Annotated in this window: 21 protein-coding genes; 13 read left to right on the top strand and 8 right to left on the bottom strand. The window is 65.8% G+C overall.

Going from position 1 to position 20,296, the window contains the following annotated elements:
• Positions 1-281: 281 nt before the first annotated feature.
• From ABGB18_RS41670 to ABGB18_RS41655, 4 genes are all read right to left on the bottom strand, one after another.
• Positions 282-929, bottom strand: a complete 648-nt coding sequence (locus ABGB18_RS41670; RefSeq protein WP_347701201.1) for a class I SAM-dependent methyltransferase — start codon at positions 927-929, stop codon at positions 282-284.
• Positions 930-981: 52 nt separating this feature from the next.
• Positions 982-1,740: an AAA family ATPase gene (locus ABGB18_RS41665; RefSeq protein WP_347701200.1), complete on the bottom strand. Its 759-nt coding sequence runs from the start codon at positions 1,738-1,740 to the stop codon at positions 982-984.
• A gap of 80 nt (positions 1,741-1,820) precedes the next feature.
• The gene (locus ABGB18_RS41660) at positions 1,821-2,294 is read right to left on the bottom strand and encodes an NUDIX domain-containing protein (RefSeq protein ID WP_347701199.1); all 474 of its coding nucleotides are present in this window, start codon (positions 2,292-2,294) and stop codon (positions 1,821-1,823) included.
• A 56-nt stretch (positions 2,295-2,350) separates the two neighbouring features.
• Positions 2,351-2,617 carry a winged helix-turn-helix domain-containing protein gene (locus ABGB18_RS41655; RefSeq protein WP_347701198.1) on the bottom strand — a complete coding sequence of 89 codons (267 nt, stop codon included), beginning with the start codon at positions 2,615-2,617 and terminating at the stop codon, positions 2,351-2,353.
• A gap of 344 nt (positions 2,618-2,961) precedes the next feature.
• Between ABGB18_RS41655 and ABGB18_RS41650 the strand changes: the two genes are divergently transcribed.
• Both ABGB18_RS41650 and ABGB18_RS41645 read left to right on the top strand, forming a co-directional pair.
• Positions 2,962-3,210, top strand: a complete 249-nt coding sequence (locus ABGB18_RS41650; RefSeq protein ID WP_347701197.1) for a hypothetical protein — start codon at positions 2,962-2,964, stop codon at positions 3,208-3,210.
• A 190-nt stretch (positions 3,211-3,400) separates the two neighbouring features.
• The gene (locus ABGB18_RS41645) at positions 3,401-4,615 is read left to right on the top strand and encodes a helix-turn-helix transcriptional regulator (protein WP_347701196.1); all 1,215 of its coding nucleotides are present in this window, start codon (positions 3,401-3,403) and stop codon (positions 4,613-4,615) included.
• Between the two features lie 190 nt (positions 4,616-4,805).
• Here ABGB18_RS41645 and ABGB18_RS41640 read toward each other — a convergent pair whose 3' ends face one another.
• Entirely contained in the window at positions 4,806-5,186 is a 381-nt protein-coding gene (locus ABGB18_RS41640; RefSeq protein ID WP_347701195.1) for a winged helix-turn-helix domain-containing protein, read from the bottom strand.
• Positions 5,187-5,331: 145 nt separating this feature from the next.
• Between ABGB18_RS41640 and ABGB18_RS41635 the strand changes: the two genes are divergently transcribed.
• The 9 genes from ABGB18_RS41635 (at position 5,332) to ABGB18_RS41595 (ending at position 12,846) form a co-directional block, all read left to right on the top strand.
• On the top strand, positions 5,332-5,664 hold the full coding sequence (locus ABGB18_RS41635) for a hypothetical protein (protein WP_347701194.1): 333 nt from the start codon (positions 5,332-5,334) through the stop codon (positions 5,662-5,664).
• Entirely contained in the window at positions 5,657-7,030 is a 1,374-nt protein-coding gene (locus tag ABGB18_RS41630) for an FtsK/SpoIIIE domain-containing protein (RefSeq protein WP_347701193.1), read from the top strand. Before ABGB18_RS41635 ends, ABGB18_RS41630 begins: the two co-directional genes overlap by 8 nt.
• Positions 7,031-7,034: 4 nt before the next feature.
• Positions 7,035-7,715 (top strand): DUF2637 domain-containing protein, encoded by a 681-nt coding sequence (locus ABGB18_RS41625; RefSeq protein ID WP_347701192.1) that lies wholly within the window; start codon positions 7,035-7,037, stop codon positions 7,713-7,715.
• A gap of 13 nt (positions 7,716-7,728) precedes the next feature.
• Positions 7,729-8,070, top strand: a complete 342-nt coding sequence (locus ABGB18_RS41620) for a hypothetical protein (protein ID WP_347701191.1) — start codon at positions 7,729-7,731, stop codon at positions 8,068-8,070.
• A 2-nt stretch (positions 8,071-8,072) separates the two neighbouring features.
• Positions 8,073-8,231 carry a hypothetical protein gene (locus ABGB18_RS41615; RefSeq protein ID WP_347701190.1) on the top strand — a complete coding sequence of 53 codons (159 nt, stop codon included), beginning with the start codon at positions 8,073-8,075 and terminating at the stop codon, positions 8,229-8,231.
• 241 nt (positions 8,232-8,472) lie between these two features.
• A complete protein-coding gene (locus tag ABGB18_RS41610) occupies positions 8,473-9,804 on the top strand; it encodes a replication initiator (RefSeq protein WP_347701189.1) in 1,332 nt (443 codons plus the stop codon).
• Positions 9,801-9,992, top strand: a complete 192-nt coding sequence (locus ABGB18_RS41605) for a helix-turn-helix domain-containing protein (RefSeq protein WP_347701188.1) — start codon at positions 9,801-9,803, stop codon at positions 9,990-9,992. The genes ABGB18_RS41610 and ABGB18_RS41605 overlap by 4 nt, the downstream gene beginning before the upstream one ends.
• A complete protein-coding gene (locus ABGB18_RS41600) occupies positions 9,989-11,353 on the top strand; it encodes a tyrosine-type recombinase/integrase (protein ID WP_347701187.1) in 1,365 nt (454 codons plus the stop codon). The genes ABGB18_RS41605 and ABGB18_RS41600 overlap by 4 nt, the downstream gene beginning before the upstream one ends.
• A 176-nt stretch (positions 11,354-11,529) precedes the next feature.
• Complete coding sequence (locus ABGB18_RS41595; protein WP_347701186.1) at positions 11,530-12,846, top strand: DUF2716 domain-containing protein; 1,317 nt, start codon at positions 11,530-11,532, stop codon at positions 12,844-12,846.
• 24 nt (positions 12,847-12,870) lie between these two features.
• Here the strand turns inward: ABGB18_RS41595 and ABGB18_RS41590 are convergent, their stop codons facing one another.
• Both ABGB18_RS41590 and ABGB18_RS41585 read right to left on the bottom strand, forming a co-directional pair.
• Entirely contained in the window at positions 12,871-13,668 is a 798-nt protein-coding gene (locus ABGB18_RS41590; RefSeq protein WP_347701185.1) for a carbohydrate kinase family protein, read from the bottom strand.
• Positions 13,661-17,095: an ADP-ribosylglycohydrolase family protein gene (locus ABGB18_RS41585; protein WP_347701184.1), complete on the bottom strand. Its 3,435-nt coding sequence runs from the start codon at positions 17,093-17,095 to the stop codon at positions 13,661-13,663. Before ABGB18_RS41585 ends, ABGB18_RS41590 begins: the two co-directional genes overlap by 8 nt.
• Positions 17,096-17,459: 364 nt before the next feature.
• On the opposite strand from ABGB18_RS41585, the gene ABGB18_RS41580 reads away from it, so the two are divergent.
• A complete protein-coding gene (locus ABGB18_RS41580; protein ID WP_347701183.1) occupies positions 17,460-19,220 on the top strand; it encodes a hypothetical protein in 1,761 nt (586 codons plus the stop codon).
• Between the two features lie 2 nt (positions 19,221-19,222).
• A complete protein-coding gene (locus ABGB18_RS41575; RefSeq protein WP_347701182.1) occupies positions 19,223-19,516 on the top strand; it encodes a WXG100 family type VII secretion target in 294 nt (97 codons plus the stop codon).
• Positions 19,517-19,519: 3 nt separating this feature from the next.
• Here the strand turns inward: ABGB18_RS41575 and ABGB18_RS41570 are convergent, their stop codons facing one another.
• On the bottom strand, positions 19,520-20,008 hold the full coding sequence (locus tag ABGB18_RS41570; protein ID WP_347701181.1) for a hypothetical protein: 489 nt from the start codon (positions 20,006-20,008) through the stop codon (positions 19,520-19,522).
• Positions 20,009-20,296 lie beyond the last annotated feature (288 nt).

The following is a 20,296-nucleotide window of genomic DNA, read 5'->3' as shown; positions in this document are numbered from 1 at the left end:
AGCGCTGGCGCACCCTTCAGCATTTGACGCTCAGCCCCTCACGAATTGGCGATGTGGCCCGAGCAGCGCTGGTTCTCACCCACTTCGAGCACGGACGGATCATGTGAAAGTCGCAGAGAAAACCTCATTGTCGACGCACGGGCGTCGCGGGCCGCGACCGGCCGAAGAGCCGCAGCGCGGCCCGCGAACGTCCGACGCGTGGCGGATCGCCGCAGGCGAGCCGCCCTTGAAGACGTGGAGAAAAGTCTCATCCATCTGGTCCCGTGTGCCTGTCCTGCGCGTTATCGGGCCCGCCGACGTGCCATGAGAACTCCTCCGAGCGTGCTCTCAGCCGAGCTCAGAGTCAGCTGTGCCTCGACCGTGAAGCCGGCGTCATTGAGCCAGCCAACCATCTGGTCAGGCTGGCGGCGGTGGACGTAGACCTTCATTGGATGGCCGCCGTAGCCTTCGGTGATCAAGCGAGGCTCGTCACCTACGTGGAAACCGAGCAGCAGCGGGCGGCCGGGCCGCAGTACTCGCCGGAACTGCGCGAAGACTTCACCGATCTCGTCGTCGGGAATGTGGATCACTGAGTACCAAGCAACCAGGCCAGCTATCGAGACGTCGGCCAGTTTGAGGTCAGTCATTGAACCGACCTCGAACCGCAGTCCGGGGTGATCACGCCGAGCCGCCTCGATCATCGCGGGTGACAAGTCGATCCCGAACGTGTCCACGCCCAGCTTCCGCAGATAGGCCGTGATTCTCCCGGACCCGCATCCCACGTCGGCAACTGGCCCGCCACCGGCGGCCTGCACCATGTCGGCGAACAACCCCAGGAACGCGCGTTCGTAGGGCGTTTGATCGAGCAGATCGCGCACCTGGTCCGCATAGCTTGCGGCAACGGTGTCATAGGACGCCTGGGTGTCAGTCAGCCAACCCTCAGTGAGCATGCCGGACAAGATAGCTCAGGGAGGGCAGATGCATGAGGGTGCCGGGCGAGCTCTAGGTGTGCCGCTTCAGCGTCCCGCTGGCTTCGTTGACGAGATTGATCGCGGTGCCGAGGCGATTGTCGACGACGATGTGCACCGTGGAGGGGGCGGTCTCGGTGTTGAGGGCGCTCGCGTACGCATCCCAGTTCTCGAGCTTCCAGGCATCCCGCGGGTCGCCGCGGAGCTCGATGTGCTTGCGCATGGATGCGGCGTCGCACCGCACCCACACCACCGCCACCTCAATGCCCCCGGCAGCGCAGCGATTGGTCAGGTGAGACATCCAGTCGGGGTCGGCCAACTCAGCGACGAACGGAGCCGACAGGATCGCCGAGGTCCCTGCGTTGAGGTTGTCGAAGGCGGTCTCCATCAGACAGCGGTACTCCAACGGTCGAACCTCGCTCAGGTATAGCTCGGTGTGCCGGTCGTCAGGGTCTCCGCCGAGAGAGACAAGTAGCCGCTCGACCAGAGGGCGAGTCAAGGTGTCCTTGTCGATGAGGGCCCAGCCGGTGATCTCGGAAAGGAACCGGGAGAACTCGGTCTTGCCCGATCCGGCGTAACCGGCGACGAGTGTGAGGCTGGGCTTCGAGCTGCTGCGGCCTTGGTGGCGGCGCCACGCGCCAATGACGCCGTTGAGGAGGGTGTTCGCCTCGGCATTGGCGGGGCGGCCTGTGACTTCGAGCAGGGTTTGTTCGATCAGCCGGCGGGGCGCGTTGTCGCCCGAAAGGGCGGCGGGCGCCGGCAGAGCTGGGACGCGTTCTTCCGATGCGGTCATGTCACCTGAAAGCGATAGACGGGGGCCACGGGCGGGCTCGTCGTCGCAATTGGAACTGCATGCCATGGACTACGCCTGGTTCACCCGATGTGGGGACTGTTGCCTTGCAGGTAGTGGCTGATTCGCATCCTCATGGAGGGGTGCATGCCGTAGTTGTCGAGTTCGTCCCGCGTCACCCAGCACACCTCTCGGGATTCCGAGCTCGGAGTCGGCTCGCCGCTCACGGGCCGGGCCGTGAGGACGAGGGAGAACTCCTGGCGGACCTCGTCGTTGCCGGTGTAGTGGATGACGTGGCCGGGGTCGCTGTAGGTGCCGACCAGGCCCGTGATCTCACAGGCGATCCCGGTCTCTTCCAAGGTCTCTCTGATGGCTGCCTGAGGGATGGACTCGCCGAGGTCGATGGCGCCGCCGGGCAGGGCCCAGTTGTCGTTGTCGGAGCGGCGGATGAGCAGCAGCTCGCCGGCCTTGTTGGTGACGACGACATTCACGGAAGGGACGAGGCTGTTGGCGGCTGGCGCTCTCGGGTCGTTGTAGTAGTCGATCCGCTGGCTCACGTCCCCGGAGCCTACTCCGCGGAGGCGCTCTCCTTGAGGACCTTGGCGTTCTTGGTCTACTCGGCTTCGCTGCCGGTTTTGACGAAGCTGCCCAGGTTGGGGACGGTGTAGACCTTGCCGGCGTTCCGGAGGCGTTCCATGGCCTTGCGTATCGTGGGCCGGGCGACTCCGAACTCTTCCATGAGCTTGACTTCGGAGATCTTGAACTTGGGGCCCCACTCGCCCGAGTCGATGCGCCCGTTCAGCACTTCGAGGATCTGCTCCCACCGGGAGCGGTCCTCGTCGAACTCCCAGGTACGCGTGTGCTCAACATATCTGGCCACAGCATGAGAGTAGGAGGGCGTTTCATGGCCCTTCACACCGGATCGTGAAGCTTCATGGAATTACATGGAATAGACAGGGGCTTACAGGCTTGCTAGCGTGGAGGTATGGCGTTGGTGAGTGATGGTCCAGGGCCCCTCCGGCTGGGGGCTTGTAGCTGCGCTCCGGCCTGCCGCCCCCGTGAGAGCGCACGCTGCGACTGGAGATGGCTCCTCGCTCACCAATGCCCGTTCATCGATTGCGGTCTCCGCTGGCGCGCCGCCATCGCGTCGTTGGTGATCGCTCGTCGCGAAGGACGGTGAGCCCTGTGGCAGATGACCACGACTTCCACGGTACACATCCCGCTATGCCTCTTCCGGACGCGGTGCTGGTGAGCTGGACGCCCGTTGAGCGGTATCCAGGTCCCGCCCGCGTCCGGGGCTACACCTGTGAATGCCTGCCGGTGGTCTTCGAGAACTGCCAGGCCGGCGGGCAGGGGTTCATCCGGCGGCACGATCGGACCGTCGTCCCCTGGGTCGTCGCGGAGACTCCGCGGGTGAAGGTCAGCGAAGCCGAGTCGCTATGGCGACGGCTCATGAACGGGGAAGCGAGGTGATGCCACGCTGAACCCCCACTCCTCGCACACGTAGCGTCACAATCTGAAACTGATCTGTGACGGGCGTTTCCGCAGGTCGAAGGCCGACCTGCGGTTTCGCATGTCCGCCGACTGGCAGTTTTTCTGCCAGTCCCGCAGGTCACTCGTCTTATCGTCGAAGCAAGCGACGGCGAGAAGGAGGGGCTCGGACGTGGCAACAGAGTACGTGTCGCAGGGCCAGCGGATCGCACGGGCCCGTCACCGCAAGGGTTGGGATCAGGCCACTCTCGCAGGGAAGGTCGGTCGGTCCGTTTCCTGGCTGTCGAAGGTCGAGAACGGGCGGATGCCGCTGGACCGCATGAGTGTGGTCGGGCAACTCGCCGAGGTTCTTGGGGTGGAGGTCGCCGAACTCACCGGTCAGCCGTACCGGCACGAGACGACGGAACTCGACTCCGGCCATACGGCGGTTCCGGCTCTACGGCTCGCGCTCCAGCAGGCTTCGCTGCCCAGCGGGGTTCTGCTCCGATCGACCAGAGAACCGCGGCCGCTGCAGGAGCTTGAGGCGAACGTGCGCCTGGCCGAGCAACTCCGCCAGGACGCCAAGTTCACCGCCCTGGGCGAGGTGCTGCCTGGCATCCTCACCGATCTCATCGCCGTCACGAACGACTCGTCGGCCGACCGCGACCGGGCCGAAGCGCTGATACTGCGCGCCTGTCACATGGCGCGGGTGTCGTCCAACCTCCTCGGACATCATGACCTGGGCTGGACCGCCGTGCAGCGCGAGCTCGTCGCCGCGCAACGGGTCGGCGCCCCGGACCTGGTCGCCGCGGCGAGTTGGGACCTGTGCGGGGTGTGGCTGCACGAAGCGCAGCTCGACCCCGCCAAGGACGCTGCCCTGTTGGCGATCGATCAGATTGAATCCCACGTAGGCGGGAGCGACACGACCAAGGCGATGTGGGGTGCTCTGCACCTGCGAGCCGCCGTGGCGTACTCCCGGCTGTGGGACCAACGAGAGGCCGAAAGTCACCTTGAGGAGGCGCGCCGAGTCGCCGAAGCGCTCCCCCGGGACGGCAACGTCTTCCAAACGCAGTTCAACCGGGTGAACACGACGATCCACGCGGTTGAGGTGAGCATGGAACTCGGCCGTCCTCGCGAGGTCATCTCCCGGGCTGAACACGTCGAAGTCGCCCAGATCGCTTCGTCCGAACGTCAGGCTCACTACTGGACCTGTACCGCCGCCGGCTACCACATGAACAGGAAGGACAACGAGGCGGCAGACGCCCTGCTTCGTGCCGACCGGATCGCGCCTCAGCACGTCCGGAACCGTCCGCTGGTCCGCAACATCGTGCGCGACCTGAGGGACAGCGGCAAGCTGCATCGTCAGCGCGAGATTCTCAACCTCGCAAAGGTGATGAGGCTGCTGTGAGCACGACAACGGAGGGCTATCCGCGCAATGGCTCCCCACTCGTGAGGTAATCCGGGGACGCTTCGGCGTCCTGCCTACACAATGGGGTGGTACGTGGGTCTAAGTGACATGGAACGACAGATCCTGCTACGCGAGCTGGCGGAGATCACGGCTGACCTGGCCGAGCTCCAACGGCGTACCGTCAGGATCGCTACTCGGCTTGATCAGGACGAGTCCGAGCGTCTAGCTCGTCCAGCCTGACTGTCAGCTTCTGTACGTGCTGACGGATCTCGCTCAGCTGCTCGGAGATGATGCGGAACTCTTCGCTGTGCTCGCCAGGAGCGGGGCTGGCGGTCTCGTCGTCGGGTGTCCGGCTGACGAAGCTGCCGGCTCCCTGGCGGGTCTCGATGAGTCCCTCATCGCGGAGGACGGCTAGGGCGTTGCCGATGGTCATCATGGCAACGCCGTACCGTTCGGCCAGTTCGCGGGCCACGGGGAGGCGCTCGCCGACCGCGTACCGGCCCGATGCGATGTCGCGCCGGATGTCCTCGGCGATTCGCAGGTACGGCCGGCGTCGGTCGGTGGATGCCATGACTCAACTTTAGCGTTTCTAGATGCCTAGGTCTCTGGGCATCCTGTAAGGAATCTCAAGCCAATTTAGCTATCTCGGTTTACAGAGCTAGATACCTAGGTATCTTTGTATCTAGCAACACCACCTCACAAGGAGACTAGCTCTCATGCGTACTATCCCGATCCCTGTCGACACTTCCAAGCTCACGATCACCTGCGTCAAGGCGCCCAAGCCGCGCCTGCTCAACAAGGACACCGGAGAGATCAAGACCGACAAGCACGGCAACACCATCTACGAGGTCACCGTCTCGGTCGAGGACGAGTTCGGCCGGATCGAACTCGTCAAGATCGGCACCTCGGGGGAGCCTCCGATCACCGCCGGTCAGCAGATCAACCCGACCGGCCTGGTCGGCTACGTCTGGGAGATCTCCGGCCGGTGGGGCATCTCCTACCGCGCCGCCACGCTCCTGCCGGTCGATGCGGAGCCGTCCCGTGTCTGACACGACGCTCCTGGTGCTCGGAGTCCTGGCCGCTTCGGCGGCCGGGCTCTGGGCCTGGCACCGCTGGCATTCCCCGTCGTTTTGGCTCGTGGTCGCGTTCCCGCTGGTCGCGATCAGCGTACGGGCGTCCTGGCGCAAGGTCGCGCTCGGCTGCCACCTGACCAAGAAGCGGCAGCGCTTCTGGTTCACCACCGTCCCGGGCCTGGTCGCCTCGACCGGCGTCGTCCGCGTCCGGCGCAAGTGGCAGCGCATCGCCGTGGACACCAAGCCGTTCATGTGGCTGCCCAAGCCCACCGCATACGGGTGGCGGGTCACCCTGCACACCCTGGAAGGGCAGATCCCCGCCGACTACTCCGACGCCGCCGAACGACTGGCGCACTCCTGGGGCGTGCACGCGGTCCGCGTCTCCTCTCCTCGCCCCGGACGGGTCGTCTTGTCGGCCACCGTCCGCGATCCCCTCGTCCGGGTCGAGACCCTGCCCGCCTCGCCCGAACTGCTCAAGGTGATCGTGGGCCGTCTGGAGACCGGCGGCCCGTGGATCATCGACTTCAAGACCGTCCCGCACTACCTCAACGCCGGGGCGACACAGTCGGGCAAGTCCAACCTCGCCAACGCCCTGGTCCAGGGGCTGGCTCCGCAACCGGTCGCGCTGGTCGGCTTCGACCTCAAGGGCGGCGTGGAGTTCACCCCGTACAGCCCGCGGCTGTCGGCGCTGGGCACCACCCGCGCCGAATGCATCGCCCTGCTCGATGACCTCGTCAACCTGATGACCGGCCGCATGGCCCTGTGCCGCGAGGCCGGCGCCCGCAACATCTGGCAGCTGCCGGACGAGCAGCGGCCGGTGCCCATCGTCGTCCTGGTCGATGAGCTGGCCGAGCTGTACCTGATGGCCGACAAGAGCGAGAAGGAGGAGGTTGCCAAGACCTCGACGAACCTCCTGCGGGTGGCCCAGCTCGGGCGGGCGTTCGGCATCTACCTGTTCTGCTGCGGCCAAAGGATCGGCTCCGACCTCGGCCCCGGCGTCACCGCTCTCCGTTCTCAATGCTCGGGACGGATCTGCCACCGCGTCAACGATCCCGAGACCGCCACCATGACCCTCGGCGACCTCGACCCCGCCGCGCTGGCCTCGGCCCGCGCCATCCCGGCCGAGACCCCGGGGGTGGCGATCGTGGCCTCTCAGGACGGCCAGTGGTACCGGGCCCGCTCCTTCTACGTCAGCGAGCAGGCCGCCGAACACGCCGCCACCACCTACACCGACCAAACACCCACCTGGGCGGACATCGTCTCCGGCCACACCACGACACCACCGAGCGACGCCGACCTCGCCGAGTTCCTCGACTCCATCCCGGACCCGCGGAAGGCCTGAGCCGATGCACCGCCTCGCCTGCTGGCTGCTCGACACCGGCCCCGTCCTCGTCCTGGCCCTCATCGCCGGAGCCGGGTCTTTCACCCACATCCGCGACACCGCCAGCGAACACGGACAGTCCGGCTGGATGGCCTGGGCGATCGCCGTCTGCATCGACCTGACCTGTGTCATGGCCGCCCGCGAACGCCAGCGTGACAAGAAGACCGGCCGCACCCGGCGCGGCCCGACCTCGTGGCCTGTGCTCGTCCTGACCGGAGGCATCGTCCTGTCCCTGGCCGCCAACCTGCAACAAGCCGACCCGACCGTCTGGGGCTGGATCACCGCCGCCACCCCGGCCGCCGCGTTCCTCGTCGCCGTCTCGATGCTCGAACGCCGGACGTCCGGCCCATGTCCCGCCGCGTCCCCGGACGTCCGCGAGACGTCCCCGGAACAGGTCTCAGCGTCCCGTCCCCGTCCCGACGAACCGCCCACCGTACCGGCGGCCGAACGTCCCGCACTCGTCCCGGCTCAAGATGACCGGCCTGGACCTTCACCGGCACTGATCGACTACGCCCGCCGCGTCGCCGACGAACACCAGGCCAAGCACGGCAAGCCCATCACCCGCGAGGTCCTCCGCGCCCGCCTGGGCGTATCCGACCAGCTCGCTTCCGACCTGATCGTTTGGATCGTTCCAGAAAACGCCTGAAAGGCAGATCACCATGCAAGATCACCGCAGAAGCTTCATCAACGGCCTCCTCAACCTGGCCATCTTCCTGGAGACCCACCCCGACGTGCCGGTCCCGACCGCTCGGGTGGCCGTGCACGCCTTCCCGGCCAAGGGCACCGACGAGGAGATGCGGGCCGAGGTTGACAAGGTCGCCGCCCTGCTCGGGACTGGCATCGACCCCGACTTCGAAGCCCACGACCACTACGTGACCGGGCTCGACTTCGGCCTGATCCGCTACGAGTTCGTCGCCATCCTCGCCGCCGCCCGCGCCCGTCACGCCGCCGAGGACAGCTACCGCGACTGCATCCAGACCGACGACACCCACGAGGTATGACCATGCGCATCCGTCTCGAAGGCAGCCGCGCCGAACTCACCCTCGGCCTGATCCACCTACGCGAGGCCTTCGCCATCACGTCCATGTCCCGCGCCTACCCCGACCGCTCCCACCCCGGCCGATACCGCCTCTTCCTACGCATCAGCCCGAAGGAGCGCTGAGCCCCAGATGGAGCCGTCCATCGGCCACTACAGCTGCTGCACCTGCAGCGGCACGGGCATCACCGACGACCAGAACTGCGCCGACTGCCACGGCACCGGCATCGACAACCACGGCGCATAGCCGAGACCCCCTCACCTGGCCACACAACCGCCAAGTTCCGCGCCAGGTGAGGGGCCATCCCACCGAATCTCATCCGGACAGGACGGATCCATCTTGCACCACCCACACGCCATAGCCGGGATGATCTCCCGACTTCACGACCCCGACTACAACCGCTGGGCCTGCCAGATCAAGCGCACCGGCGGCTGTCGTCAGCCCATCCACCTGCGCGGCAAGGTCGAACACTACGACCAGGCCACTGGCCACCTACTCCACCGCTACAGCACCAACAACGAACCCAACGGCGTCCTGCGAGTCGCTTGCAAGACCCGCCGCGCCTCCCTCTGCCCGGCCTGCGCGGAGGTCTACCGCGCCGACACCTACCAACTCGTCCGCGCCGGCCTCGTCGGCGGCAAGGGAGTTCCCGAGGCCGTCAGCAGCCACCCGTGCCTGTTCGTCACCCTCACCGCCCCGTCCTTCGGGACCGTGCACACGAGGCGCGAGAAGAACGGCAAAGTCCTGCCCTGCCACGCCCGCCGCAACGCCGAGACCTGCCCGCACGGGCAGACGATGTCCTGCACCAACCGGCACCGCGCCGACGACCCGCGCCTCGGCGAACCGCTGTGCCCCGACTGCTACGACTACGACGGCTCCGTCCTGTTCAACGCCATCAGCCCCGAGCTATGGCGCCGCTTCACCCTCGCCCTGCGCCGCCGCTTCGCCAGACTCAACGGCCTGACCGTCAAAGCCCTGCGCGGGCACGTCAGCATCGCGTTCGCCAAGGTCGCCGAATACCAGCGCCGCGGCGTCGTCCACTTCCACGCCGTCATCCGCCTCGACGGCCCGACCGGCCCGGACACGCCACCGCCGACGTGGGCCACGGCTGACACACTCGCCCAAGCCGTCCACCACGCGGCTGCCGCCGTGACGGCAGAGGTCAAGCCACTACGCCGCGTCTTTCGCTGGGGAACCCAGATCGACACCCGCCCCATCACCATGGACGGCGACCTCACCGACCAGGCCGTAGCCGCCTACATTGCCAAGTACGCCACCAAGGCCGCCGAATGCGTCGGCACCCTGGACCGCCGCATCCAACCACTCGACAACCTTGACGCCCTGCCCATCCGAGACCACGCCCGCCGCCTGATCGCCGCCTGTATGCGCCTCGGCAACGAGCCCGCCCTGGTCGACCTCCGGCTCATCCACTGGGCCCACATGCTCGGCTTCCGCGGTCACTTCTCCACCAAGAGCCGCCACTACTCCACCACCCTCGGCGCCCTGCGCGCCGCCCGCGAAGAACACATGCGCACAGAAGAGATCACCACCGGTCGGCTTCCTCTGTTCGAGGAGGACACCGTCCTGGTCATCGCCCACTGGGAGTACGCCGGACAAGGCCTCTCCCTGGGTGAACAGCTCCTCGCCGCAGCCCTTACTGGCGTCCGCCTGCCACAGATCGGCGGTGATCCTCAATGAGCAGAAGCGACGAGCTACTGACCGTTCCTCAAGTCCTCGCCGAACTGGGCGGAGTCTCCCGCCGCACCTTCTACCGCTGGCGCGAACTCGGCCGCGCGCCGGTCTGCGTTCAACTGCCCAACCTCGAACTCCGCGTCTGGCGGAGCGACCTCACAGCCTGGCTCGACTCTCGACGGGAGGCCGCGTGAACACCACCTACAACGTGAAGTTCAGCCAAATCCAGCAGCGCTCGAACAGTGGCACGCCGGTCTACGTCGCCCGCTGGAGGGTCGCGGGCAAGGAGAAGTCCAAGAGCTTCCGGACCAAGGGCCTGGCCAACGCCTTCGTCTCCGACCTGCGGCAGGCGGCCAAAGCGGGGGAGGAGTTCGACGTCGCCACCGGTCTGCCGGTGTCGATGCTGGCGTCCAGAGCGACCGGACCGTCCTTCCTGGAATTCGCCCAGGCGTACGTCCTCCGCCGCTGGGACCTGTCGGCGGCACGCACCCGGGAGACTGACGCATACGCGCTCCTGTCGCTGATCCCCGCTCTGGTCGCCGACGCGCCGCGTCGTCCCTCGGCGGAAGACCTGCGGGAGGTGCTACGAGTTCACGCATTGCTGCCGGAGAAGCGGCGGACGGACCTGACCCCGACGCAAACAGCAGCCCTGAGCTGGCTGGAGAGGGCATCTCTTCCGCTGTCAGCCTTGGGGGAGGCGCACGTCCTCCGCTCGGCCCTCGCCTCCATCTCGGTCACCTTCGCCGGCAAGCCCGCCGGGGCCAACACGGTGCGGCGTAAGCGCGCCATCCTGCATCACCTCCTGGAGCATGCAGTAGAGCAGAAGATCTTCAGCAGTAACCCGCTGGACGAGATCAAGTGGACCGCGCCCAAAGCCGTGACGGCTGTCGATCCTCGTACGGTGGTCAATCCGGCCCAAGCCAAGCTGCTCCTCGACGCCATTCCCAAGGTCGGACGCAAGCGCGGTCCTCGGCTCAAGGCCCTGTTCGCCTGCATCTACTACGCCGCGCTCCGGCCCGAAGAGGCGGCCGACCTCCGGCTGAGGAACTGCACCCTGCCGGAATCCGGCTGGGGCCTGATCGTCCTGGAGAAGGCACGCCCCCAAGGAACGAAGCGCTGGACCAACTCCGGCGAGACCCACGAGTCACGCAGCCTGAAGCACCGTGCGGACAAGGAGACGCGAGAGATCCCCATCCCGCCGGTCCTGGTCGCCATACTCCGAGAGCACATCGCCACGTACGGCACCGCTCACGACGGCAGGATCTTCACCACGAGGACGGGCGGCACTTACTCCAGCTCGGCGCACTCCTACGTCTGGCAGGAAGCCCGCAAACTCGCTTTCACACCTGCCCAGATCGCCTCGTCGCTCGCCGCCCGCCCGTACGACCTGCGCCACGCGGCGGTCTCGCTCTGGCTGAACGCCGGCGTCCCGGCGGTCGAAGTCGCCAAGCGCGCCGGGCACAGCGTGGACGTCCTACTGCGGGTCTACGCCAAGTGCATGGACGGCCAACAGGAGCAGATTAATAACAAGATCAACGATGCTCTTGATGAGTAAGCCCAGATATACACGTTTCGGCCCCGGTCTACCGGGGCCATTTCAATGTCGGGCAGCTTGGCAGGCCGCATCGCCTGCGGCCTAGTGAGGCATTCAATAGAGTGCGGCCTCAGAGCTCAGTGGGATGATCAATCCGGGGTACAGGGTGCCGCCGAGACTGACCAGGAGTGGACTGCGTGAATGGAGCGGCTGAGGCGCTGCTGAGCGCGTACGACAACCAGTTGCGAGCCTGGGTGCCGCAGGATCCCCCGTGGGGAGCCGTTGTCGAGCAAGATGGGCCACTGGTGAGAATCCACTACGGCACTCACGGGACTGTCGACCACGCCAACCTCATCAGCGATGATCTGGCGGTGCTGGTTCGTCGGCAACAGGAGATCTTCGCCGCACGCTGCGAACCGATTGAGTGGAAGGTCTACTCCCACGACTCACCACTGTGCGCCGAATCGCTGCGAGACGCAGGGTTCGTCACCGGACAGGAGCGTACTCTCCTGGCGGCCGATATTGCTGACATCCCGTCGTCCGAAACTCTGCGACCCGGTATGCGCGTTAGGCCCGCTCTCTATTCGGAACGAAACCGGGAACGGCTACGTCGCAAGGTCGCGGCTGCGCCAGAGCAGCGAAGGCCGCTGACGGAGTTGGAGGCCGACGGGACAGGTCGTCCGACAGGATCGGAGATGCAGATCTTCGTGCTGGAGTACGACGGGCGAATGCTGGATGTGCTCTGGCTCGAACGAGTGGCCGGAACCGACTTCGCGGCCATCGGTGGAATCACCGGCCCACGCCCCGAACTGCTCCGTGCCTCGGCCGCCTGGGCGGAATGGCGCCATACCCCGAACGTGTTTCGGTCTCGAACGCCACGTCACTTTGTCGCTGAAGCGCCCGGTGCCTTGGTTCCCGCCTACCTTGAGGCGGGCTTCCATGAGATCAGCCGGGTGAACACCTACCGCTGGGCACCCGCCGGTGAGCCGGCCCAGGATCGTCCGGCCAAGCAACTCCTGGGAGATCCTGAGCATTACGAGATCTGGAAGCGGTTCGAGACTCGGTTCGAGGTGACCTACGAGACCGCCGATCGGGGAATCGCCGAACCTCCGGCTTCGGCCGTCTGGCATCTCGAAGCCGTCGATCGCCCAGATGACCCGTTGCTCGCCGAGGTGGAGACGATCGTCGCGCGTGGATTGCGTGCCAGCGCTCGGCCCGGCGACCGGCTCTACCGCCTCAAGTGGTACATCAGCGGCTCTCGCACCTACCCAACCCGTGTCGGCGGACCAGGACAGCATCGTTGGATGGGCTACGCCTACCTCATCGATGAACATGTCATTCAAGTCACTGAAGACCTCCGGATGGGCACGTTCGGTAACTGGCGGGAAGCCTCTTTATGCGTATTCGGGGAGGAACTTCTCGCCCATGTGGACGATGACCTCACTGGTCTTCTCGGCACTGTGCTGCGGCGCGGCGGGCGCCCGGTCGGCAACGTGTGGAGCTTTGGTCCCTGACGGTGAGCAGGTCATGCCGACGGCTCATCCATCCATGGTCGTGCTCTCCACGATGGGTATGGACGACTTCGCCTGCACGGTGGCGGTGGCCCAGGCAAGTCCAAGCTGCACTCCATCGACCAGGGGCCTCTTGCCGCCGATCGCCCAGAGTAGGCCGGCGGCGAAGGCATCTCCGGCGCCGGTCGCGTCCACGACATCGGTGGGGATGGCTGGGAAATGATCGGTGCCGTCTGCTGAATGCACGGTGACGCCGTCGGCGCCTTCGGTCACGATCGCAGTGGTGTCCTTGGGGATGGTGGCGAAGTCATTGCGAGAGCCGATCAGGTACTGCATGGCCGGGAGTGTGCCCGGCGGGACACTTGTGACCATGGCCCCAGCGGCGGCCATGGCTTGGGCTGCGGGGGCGAAGGCGTCGTGCCAGGCGGCGAAGTAGACGATGTCACCTGGTGCCACCGCAGCGGCAGGGATGGTGATCCCGTGCAGCAGATCAGGGTAGATGCCGATGATCGTGCGCTCGCCGTTGGGTTCGATGAGCAGGATGACGGAGGATGTGTGCCCGTCCAGGACCTGGACGGGATCGACGTCTACCCCGGCTGCGGTCAGCGCCTTCGTCATCCTCTGGCCAGCCGGATCTGCCCCCACGTATCCCACCATGTGCACGCGGGCCCCGGCCTGGCTCAGCGCAGTGGCGACATTCGCGCCGGTGCCCCCGGGACGCTCCTCGCTCTCGGTCGCTTGGACGAAGTGGCCGCTTTCGGGGAAGTGGTTCACGTACAGGGCGAGGTCCCAGGCGATCGGTCCGATGATCCAGAAGTCAGGCATACATAGACCGTCGCGTTGCCCGCAGTCCTTGCGCAAGCGTCTCCAACGACGTCGGGAGAACGACTTGCGATGCCCAGGGGATGTCCACCGTGTCTTGGCGGCAGCTCAGGATGCCTCCGACGATTGCGGCCACGGTGTCAGTGTCCCCGCCGAGGCTGACCGCGTACCGCATGGCGTCAATCGGGTCCTCGTGGCGGCTGAGCACATGCAGGACTGCTCCAAGCGTGTCCTTGACGTCCAGCGACACTCCACTCGGGCTCAGTTCCCACTCCTCGACGCCGGCGATGCCGAAGTGATCAAGTTCCTCCCTGGCGACCGTGATCAGCTCCTGGGCGGTACAGGCTTCGAGCGCCCAAGATCCCATGGTGGCGATCGCGCTGGCGGTGGCGATGGCTCGCGCGTCAGCGTGGGTGGTCTTGGTCATGCGCTCGACCAGTTCGCGGCGGTGCTGGGCCTCGGTGGCGGGTGTGGCCCAGCCGATGGGCAGGACGCGCATCATCGCGCCGTTGGTTCCCCCGCCGTCTGCCGTGAGGGATCCAGTCGCTTCGAAGCGTGCGACCGCTCGTCGCGTGGTCGGCCCGGCGCCGTGCATGGTGGGCAGTGCCGCGGCGAGGGCGGTCAGGAAAGCAAGCTCTGAGCCGCCGGTGCTGATCAGGTTCTCGGCGAGCAGGATGAGCTGTTCGGTGTCGTCCGAGGTGCTGCCGGGTGGCCAATCCCCGCGGGCGGACAGGGTGTCCGTGAGCGCGATGTCTCGGGGAGGCTTTCCCTCCCACGGCACGCCGAGAGCATCGCCACAGCAGAACCCGATGAGCCCGTTCAGGATCTGCTCCGCGGAGGGGATCGCCTGGTCAGGGAACAACTGATCCAGCGCGTCGAACCCTCCCTGAACGACAAGACGCCGTCCCATGTCGGCATGGCGGACGCGCTCGCGGCCCTGCATGAGGCGTGCTAGTGACAGGCGGCCGGCCGCTATGTCGTAGGGAGTGCCATGGTGCTTGAACTCCATCAATGCCTGCTCCGTCAGCTGCCGTGCGCCTGAGTGGTCGCCGTTGGCCAGGCGGACATCGGCTTCGCTATGCGTGATCTTCGCCGCCAGCAGACCGTCACCGAGATCCCGGGCCATACGACCTGCTTCCGCCAGGCTGTGAGCGGCCTCTTTCAGCAGGCCCAGGCCGCACTGGGCCTTGCCCAGCCCATGCAGGGATTGGGCGACTCCGCGGGCGTCCTCCGACGCTTTGCGGATCGCGAGCGCCTTGTTTTGACTGTCCAACGCGATGCGCCAAGCGCCGGTGGCTTCGGCGACCAGAGCGGCGTCCTGCAGCAGGCCGGCGTACAGCGCCTGATCCCTCAGATGGACAGGACGAGCCGCGACCTCCTGGAGTGCCCGGTTGATGAGCGTGTCCGCCTGGTCGACGTTGCCGGAGAAGTATTCGATCTCGCCGAGGAGCTTGAGCCACGGCGCTGGGTCGGCAGTGCTGTTCATGCCTTCGGTGGCATGCCGGCGTCCGTCCGAGAAGCGTCCCTGATACAGCTCGATCTCGGCCAACCGGAACAGGAACCCGTGCCGTGTCTCTCCCTCCGCGAGGGCCAAGGCCGTCTGCGCGAGGTGCTCGGCCCGATCGAAGTCGCCCCGGCAGAAGGCCACTTCGGCGCGGACGAACTCGGCATGCGCTGATCTCTGAGGCAGTTCGTTCAGCAGAGCTTCGGCTTGGTTCCAGTGCCCCAGACCGAGGTAGGCGCGGGCGACTCGATACAGGCAACGTCCCCGGTCCTCGTCACGGTCGATGCGCAGTTCGCTGAGTAGGCCCGCCATAGCGCGGCACTGGTCGAAACGGCCGGTGGCGAGCCCGCGATCCATGAGCGCCACCCAGGCCGCCACACCCTGCGCCGGGTCGAGATGGCTCACGTGGTAAGCCGTCTCCATCTCGGCGGTGAACTCCTCGCGCTCGCCGTAGTGCCGGGCCAGGACCTCATGTGCGCGGCGTAGCTCGGCCGGGCGGACGTTCTGCAGCGATCGGCGCAGGATGTTGTGCATAGTGAAGGCGTCGGATCCGCTGGCCGTGCCTCCGCGCAACGGGGCGATGAAGGAGAAGGCCGTCAGTCTGCTGAACGCGCTCCGGTCGCAAGGGAAGTCCAGTGCTTGCCCGAGGTGGCGGAAGGTCTCGGCGGTGAAGGCTCGGCATGCGCTGACAGCGAGGATTCCATACTCGGCTTCTGCGGGCGTCCACTGCAACAGCCGGTGGGCGAGGTCGCGTTCCTTGTCCACCAGTCCGGTGAAGTCGGCAGGGCTGAGGCGGGAGCCGGCGGCGAGAGCGACGTCTGCGCACAGGCCCAAGAAGTAGGGATGCACTTCGTCGGGGGCGGTGGAGGCGTACTCGACCAGGGCCTTGCGCATGGACGGGTCGGTGATGCCGGCCATATTTAGATAGTGGTGGGCGTCGGCGCTCGTCAGATGGCCGACCACGCGGAGATCCAGATACCGGTCAGGGATAGGAAAGACAGGGGCCGTCGACCACAGTGGGCGCGTACGGCCCGCCACGATGGCGACGATTCCGGCGCCCAAGTCGAGGTGACCCACGAGGCAGCGTAGCCACTCGTCCCGCATCAGCTTGTCAGCGTGGATCAAGCTGTCCGGGTCCCCGATCGCCTCGCCGAAGAATGCCTCGTGGGTGTCGAAGAGCAGCACGATCCGGGGATGCCCGCTGACAGCCTCGTTAAGGTCCTTGGCGAACAGGCGGGGGAGCTCGTGCAGGAGATCTGGCTCGGGGACGAGGGTGAGAATCTGCTCGGCATCCTCCTGTGGGACACGGCGCTGCATCCGCCCGCGGGTGAAAACCCTGTCCATGCGCACGTTGATCATCTGGAACAGTTGCTGCCCCACACGCAGAACCGGCAGCGTCATGATGGCGTCGGCGATGTCCAGTGCGATGCCGGCTTCCCCTCGCGGGAACAACTCGGGCACCCGGTGGGCGATGTCGAAGCCGAGCTTGTGGAGGTAGGTGATCGCGGCGAAGTTGAAGCGAGGGGTGGCGATGCCGTAACGGGCGAGTTGCCGTTTGAGCATGAACAACCCGGAGAACGCCTCTTGCGGTCGGTTCTCACCCGCCGGCCGCGCTCCGAAGTCGATCCGCGCTACCGGTACCTGCCGGCCGTGCTCGGTCAGCCGCTCCAGCAGCTCGACGTCTGAGGCTCCTTGAACGGTCGTCCACTGGTCTGTACGCAGGCAGCAGCGCTGTTCCAGGTGCCGTAGCAGCAACGACTTGCCGTTCCCGCCGAGCCCGTGCAGGTAGAGGATCCGTTCTGCGGACGGGTCCTCGTTGATGAGCGTGACGACGTGCCGGGTCAGCTCGAAGCGATTCGCGAACAGATCGAGCGAACGGTCGGGAGCCACGACGGACTTGGCTGGGCCTTCCTCGAAGATCGGCACAGTCAGCCCTGCACAGACGCGAATCGCATGTGGTTCTCCAGCGAAGACAGGAATTGAGACAGCAAGAGGTGGCTTACAGCCGTACTTGGTTCTACACCGAGGCAACGTATCCCTCCACCTTCTCAGCCGAGAAGCGCAGGACCGGTGGATAAGTGCGCCTGGTCGCTGTCATGAATAACGCCGAGTTCGGCTGCTGCAGCAGTCGAACAGGTGGACATCAGGTCGATATCCGGTCGCGTCAAGGCTTTTGCGCCTGTCCATATATCGATGGTTCAAATGGTTAATGAGAATGCATAACGTGTTTACCTCGCGTATCAGGACGTGCTTGACTTCCGCCGTGTAGCCACACCCTCTGGGAGGGTTCATGGGGGAGTTCGTCGGGATCGATCCCCTCGGGGCGGACAAGCTGATCCGTCAGATGGAGACGGGGAAGGACGTCCTCGGCAGAGCACGGCCGGGACTCGAAGCGGCGATCGCCGAGGCTGGTGCGGATTGGACGGGCCAGTCGGGCGTCACCGCGATGCACCGGACCTGGTGGTTCTTCCACGAGTCGCAGCAGGACCTGAAGTGGCGCGTGGACACCCTCAAACGGATGGTGCCGACTCAGCAGAAGGGCATGTTGACCGCCACCGTGCCGTTCAGCAATCAGACCGAGGCGGCACAGGCGGCCAAGAAGGACGCGGCAGCGATCACCGAGGCACTCAAGCACCATGATGAGCACCTGTCCGGGCAGAGCTGGGCCGAGGTGGAGAAGGCCGCAGCAGCGCTTAAGGGACGAATCGACGATCCCGCCTACGCTGCGGCACTGCTGGCGGCACTCGGCCCCACGACCTTCCAGAAGCTGTTCCGCGACTGGATGAACAACCGAGCCGCCGGAGATCGCCGAGGCCTGACCCCGGAGTCGGCCAAACGAGCCAGCGACGGTCTGCCGGGCCTGCTCGCCAGAGCCTTCGCCGGCGCGGAGAGCTCGGGGCGGCTCGGGCCCGAATGGCAGAAGATGGTCGAGACCGCGCCCTCGGACATCCTGACCGCCCTCGTCACCTTGGCTCCGCAGTCCAGCGCGTTCCTCACCAAGGTGGCGACCAACCTCCTGAACCGCCCACCGAACTCCGACGCCTTCCCCACGGACCCCAACTGGAACCTTTACAACCTGACCAAGGCTTTCGCGGCCAATCCCGAGGCGTTCCAGCGGTTCCTGGCCGAGCACCCGAAAGAGGCGGGGACCATGCTCGACGCCTACACCATCAGGTCGACCGGCGTCCCTGCCTATGAGCAAATGCTGGCAGATGCCTTGCACGGCGCTTTGAAGCCTGACTCGGGTACGGCCGAGGCGCGGGAACGGGCCTGGCTGAACGTCATCAACAGCATCGGTGCTGAGAACACGCTATGGGTCGGTGGCAGCCTCGGCACTTTTGCCAACTCGCCTGTCAGCCGGATGCTCGCCCAGGACATCAAGCCCATCCTCGATCACCTCGCACGAGGGCAAGCGACGCGGAACTCGCCGAAGATGCCCCACCTGGCTCCGCGGCCTCCGTGGGACAAGCTCGACCCTGCCGTGAGCGCTCGCTTCATGGGAGCGTTGATGCAGGATTTCGCTGCGGCCGACACCCTAATGAAGGCGGCGAAAGAGTACACCAAGGAACTGGACATGGGCCGGTTCCATCCTTTCGACCCGGACAACTACAAGCAGGAAGCGCATATCAACCTTGCTGAGCGAACAGGCGCGTTGGCGAACCTGTTACTGGCCGGCTCCACATACGCAGAGTGGAGCGACGACGAATACGCCGAACGCATCGCCGGATACATGCTCATGCCTGTGGATTACCTCGACGAGTACTTCCCGATTGCCAGCAAGATCGTATCCACGGGCAAGGCCAAGGGGCTGGACGAGGTCAAAGACCTCCTGAAGGGCATGATCACGGATTACCTCGACAAGAAGACACCGGACACGGCGGAGACGGTGGTCGGCAAGCTCATTGACGAGCAGATCGCCTGGCTGGACCGCTCGCTCAGAGAACACGGCTTGCCCGCGATGACGACATCCCAGCAGGCTCTCATGAGAGATGCGATGGAGGGCCGCGTACAAAGCGCCCTGCTGGACGCACTGAAAAGAAGGGGTGGCTGACTATGCCGGTCAAGCACCAGCTGCTGCGTGAGGCGGGCGAGAAGGAAGCGCTCGCGACGACCTTCAGCAGGTATGCGAAGCAACTTGCTGACACGTTTGCAGGCATCCCGTCCAGCCAAGCCGAGGCCGAAACGTCCTGGAAGGGGCCGGCGGCGGAGCGATATCTCGCGCACGGGGTTCAGCTCAGACGGGAGATGAGCGAACTGGAAAATTCCTGCCTGGCTACTGCCGAGAACCTTCGCCGCCGTGCCGAGCAGCTTCGCAAGGAGGCTGCACAGGTGCCTGATCCGATGTGACCTTCATCCGCTGCTGGGATAGCATTCCGTCTTACCAATGATCATGACGTTGGGTGTCGTGCCCTTCTGCGCCATGAGGACGAAGGTCAATTTGGCCTCGGGGTGGGTCATGACGGCGACACTCACGTTGTCTTCCCAGAGATCGAGACTGTCCACGATCTCGGTATAGCCCTTGCCTTCTAGATCGCCTTTGAGTAACCCGACCAGGCTGGGCGGGTTCTCCGCAGAGGGGTTCACGAAGTTCCCCTTCGCCCGAAAGTAACGTTGTGCCTCGCCTTTCAGGCAGTTCGTGTTCAGATCCTGGCCCGCTCGATCCTGCGCCAGCCCTGTCAGGCCTGATGCAATGCCCGATGCCAGTGCGTCCCCATCGCTCACAAGTTGTCGGGCCGCCTCCGTCAGCGTTGGTCGCTCCTGTTCTCCCGAGCATGCGGTCAGGACCGCGAGGCAGGGAAGTAACGCGGCCACTACTTTCCAGGAGGCTCTAAGGCGCACGCATCGGACCATATCTGAGCGGACTCCACTCGTACATCCGATTCGTCCCAGCCATAGCGAACTGCGATAAAGCGATGGAGCCTTCAACGGCTGACCCAGCCTCGATGGCTCAGGGGACGGTCGTCCCGGCTGAGCTGTGCGGGCAGGCGGAGGTTTGCGCCTGATCGTCTGTTTCTCTCGTGTGCCGGGGTGTGGGTGGCCGCCCGAGGCGCTCGGTGGGCGGCGGTTTCCACGGGCCCGCGCGGCTGCTGGTCGCTCCCCTCTCTTCTCGGTGGACACATTTGAGCT

The sequence above is a fragment of the Nonomuraea sp. B12E4 genome (genome assembly GCF_039871825.1).
In the GTDB taxonomy this organism is placed as follows: domain Bacteria; phylum Actinomycetota; class Actinomycetes; order Streptosporangiales; family Streptosporangiaceae; genus Nonomuraea.
Note: the sequence above shows the minus strand (reverse complement) of the source record. Positions and strands in the feature narration are given on the sequence as shown.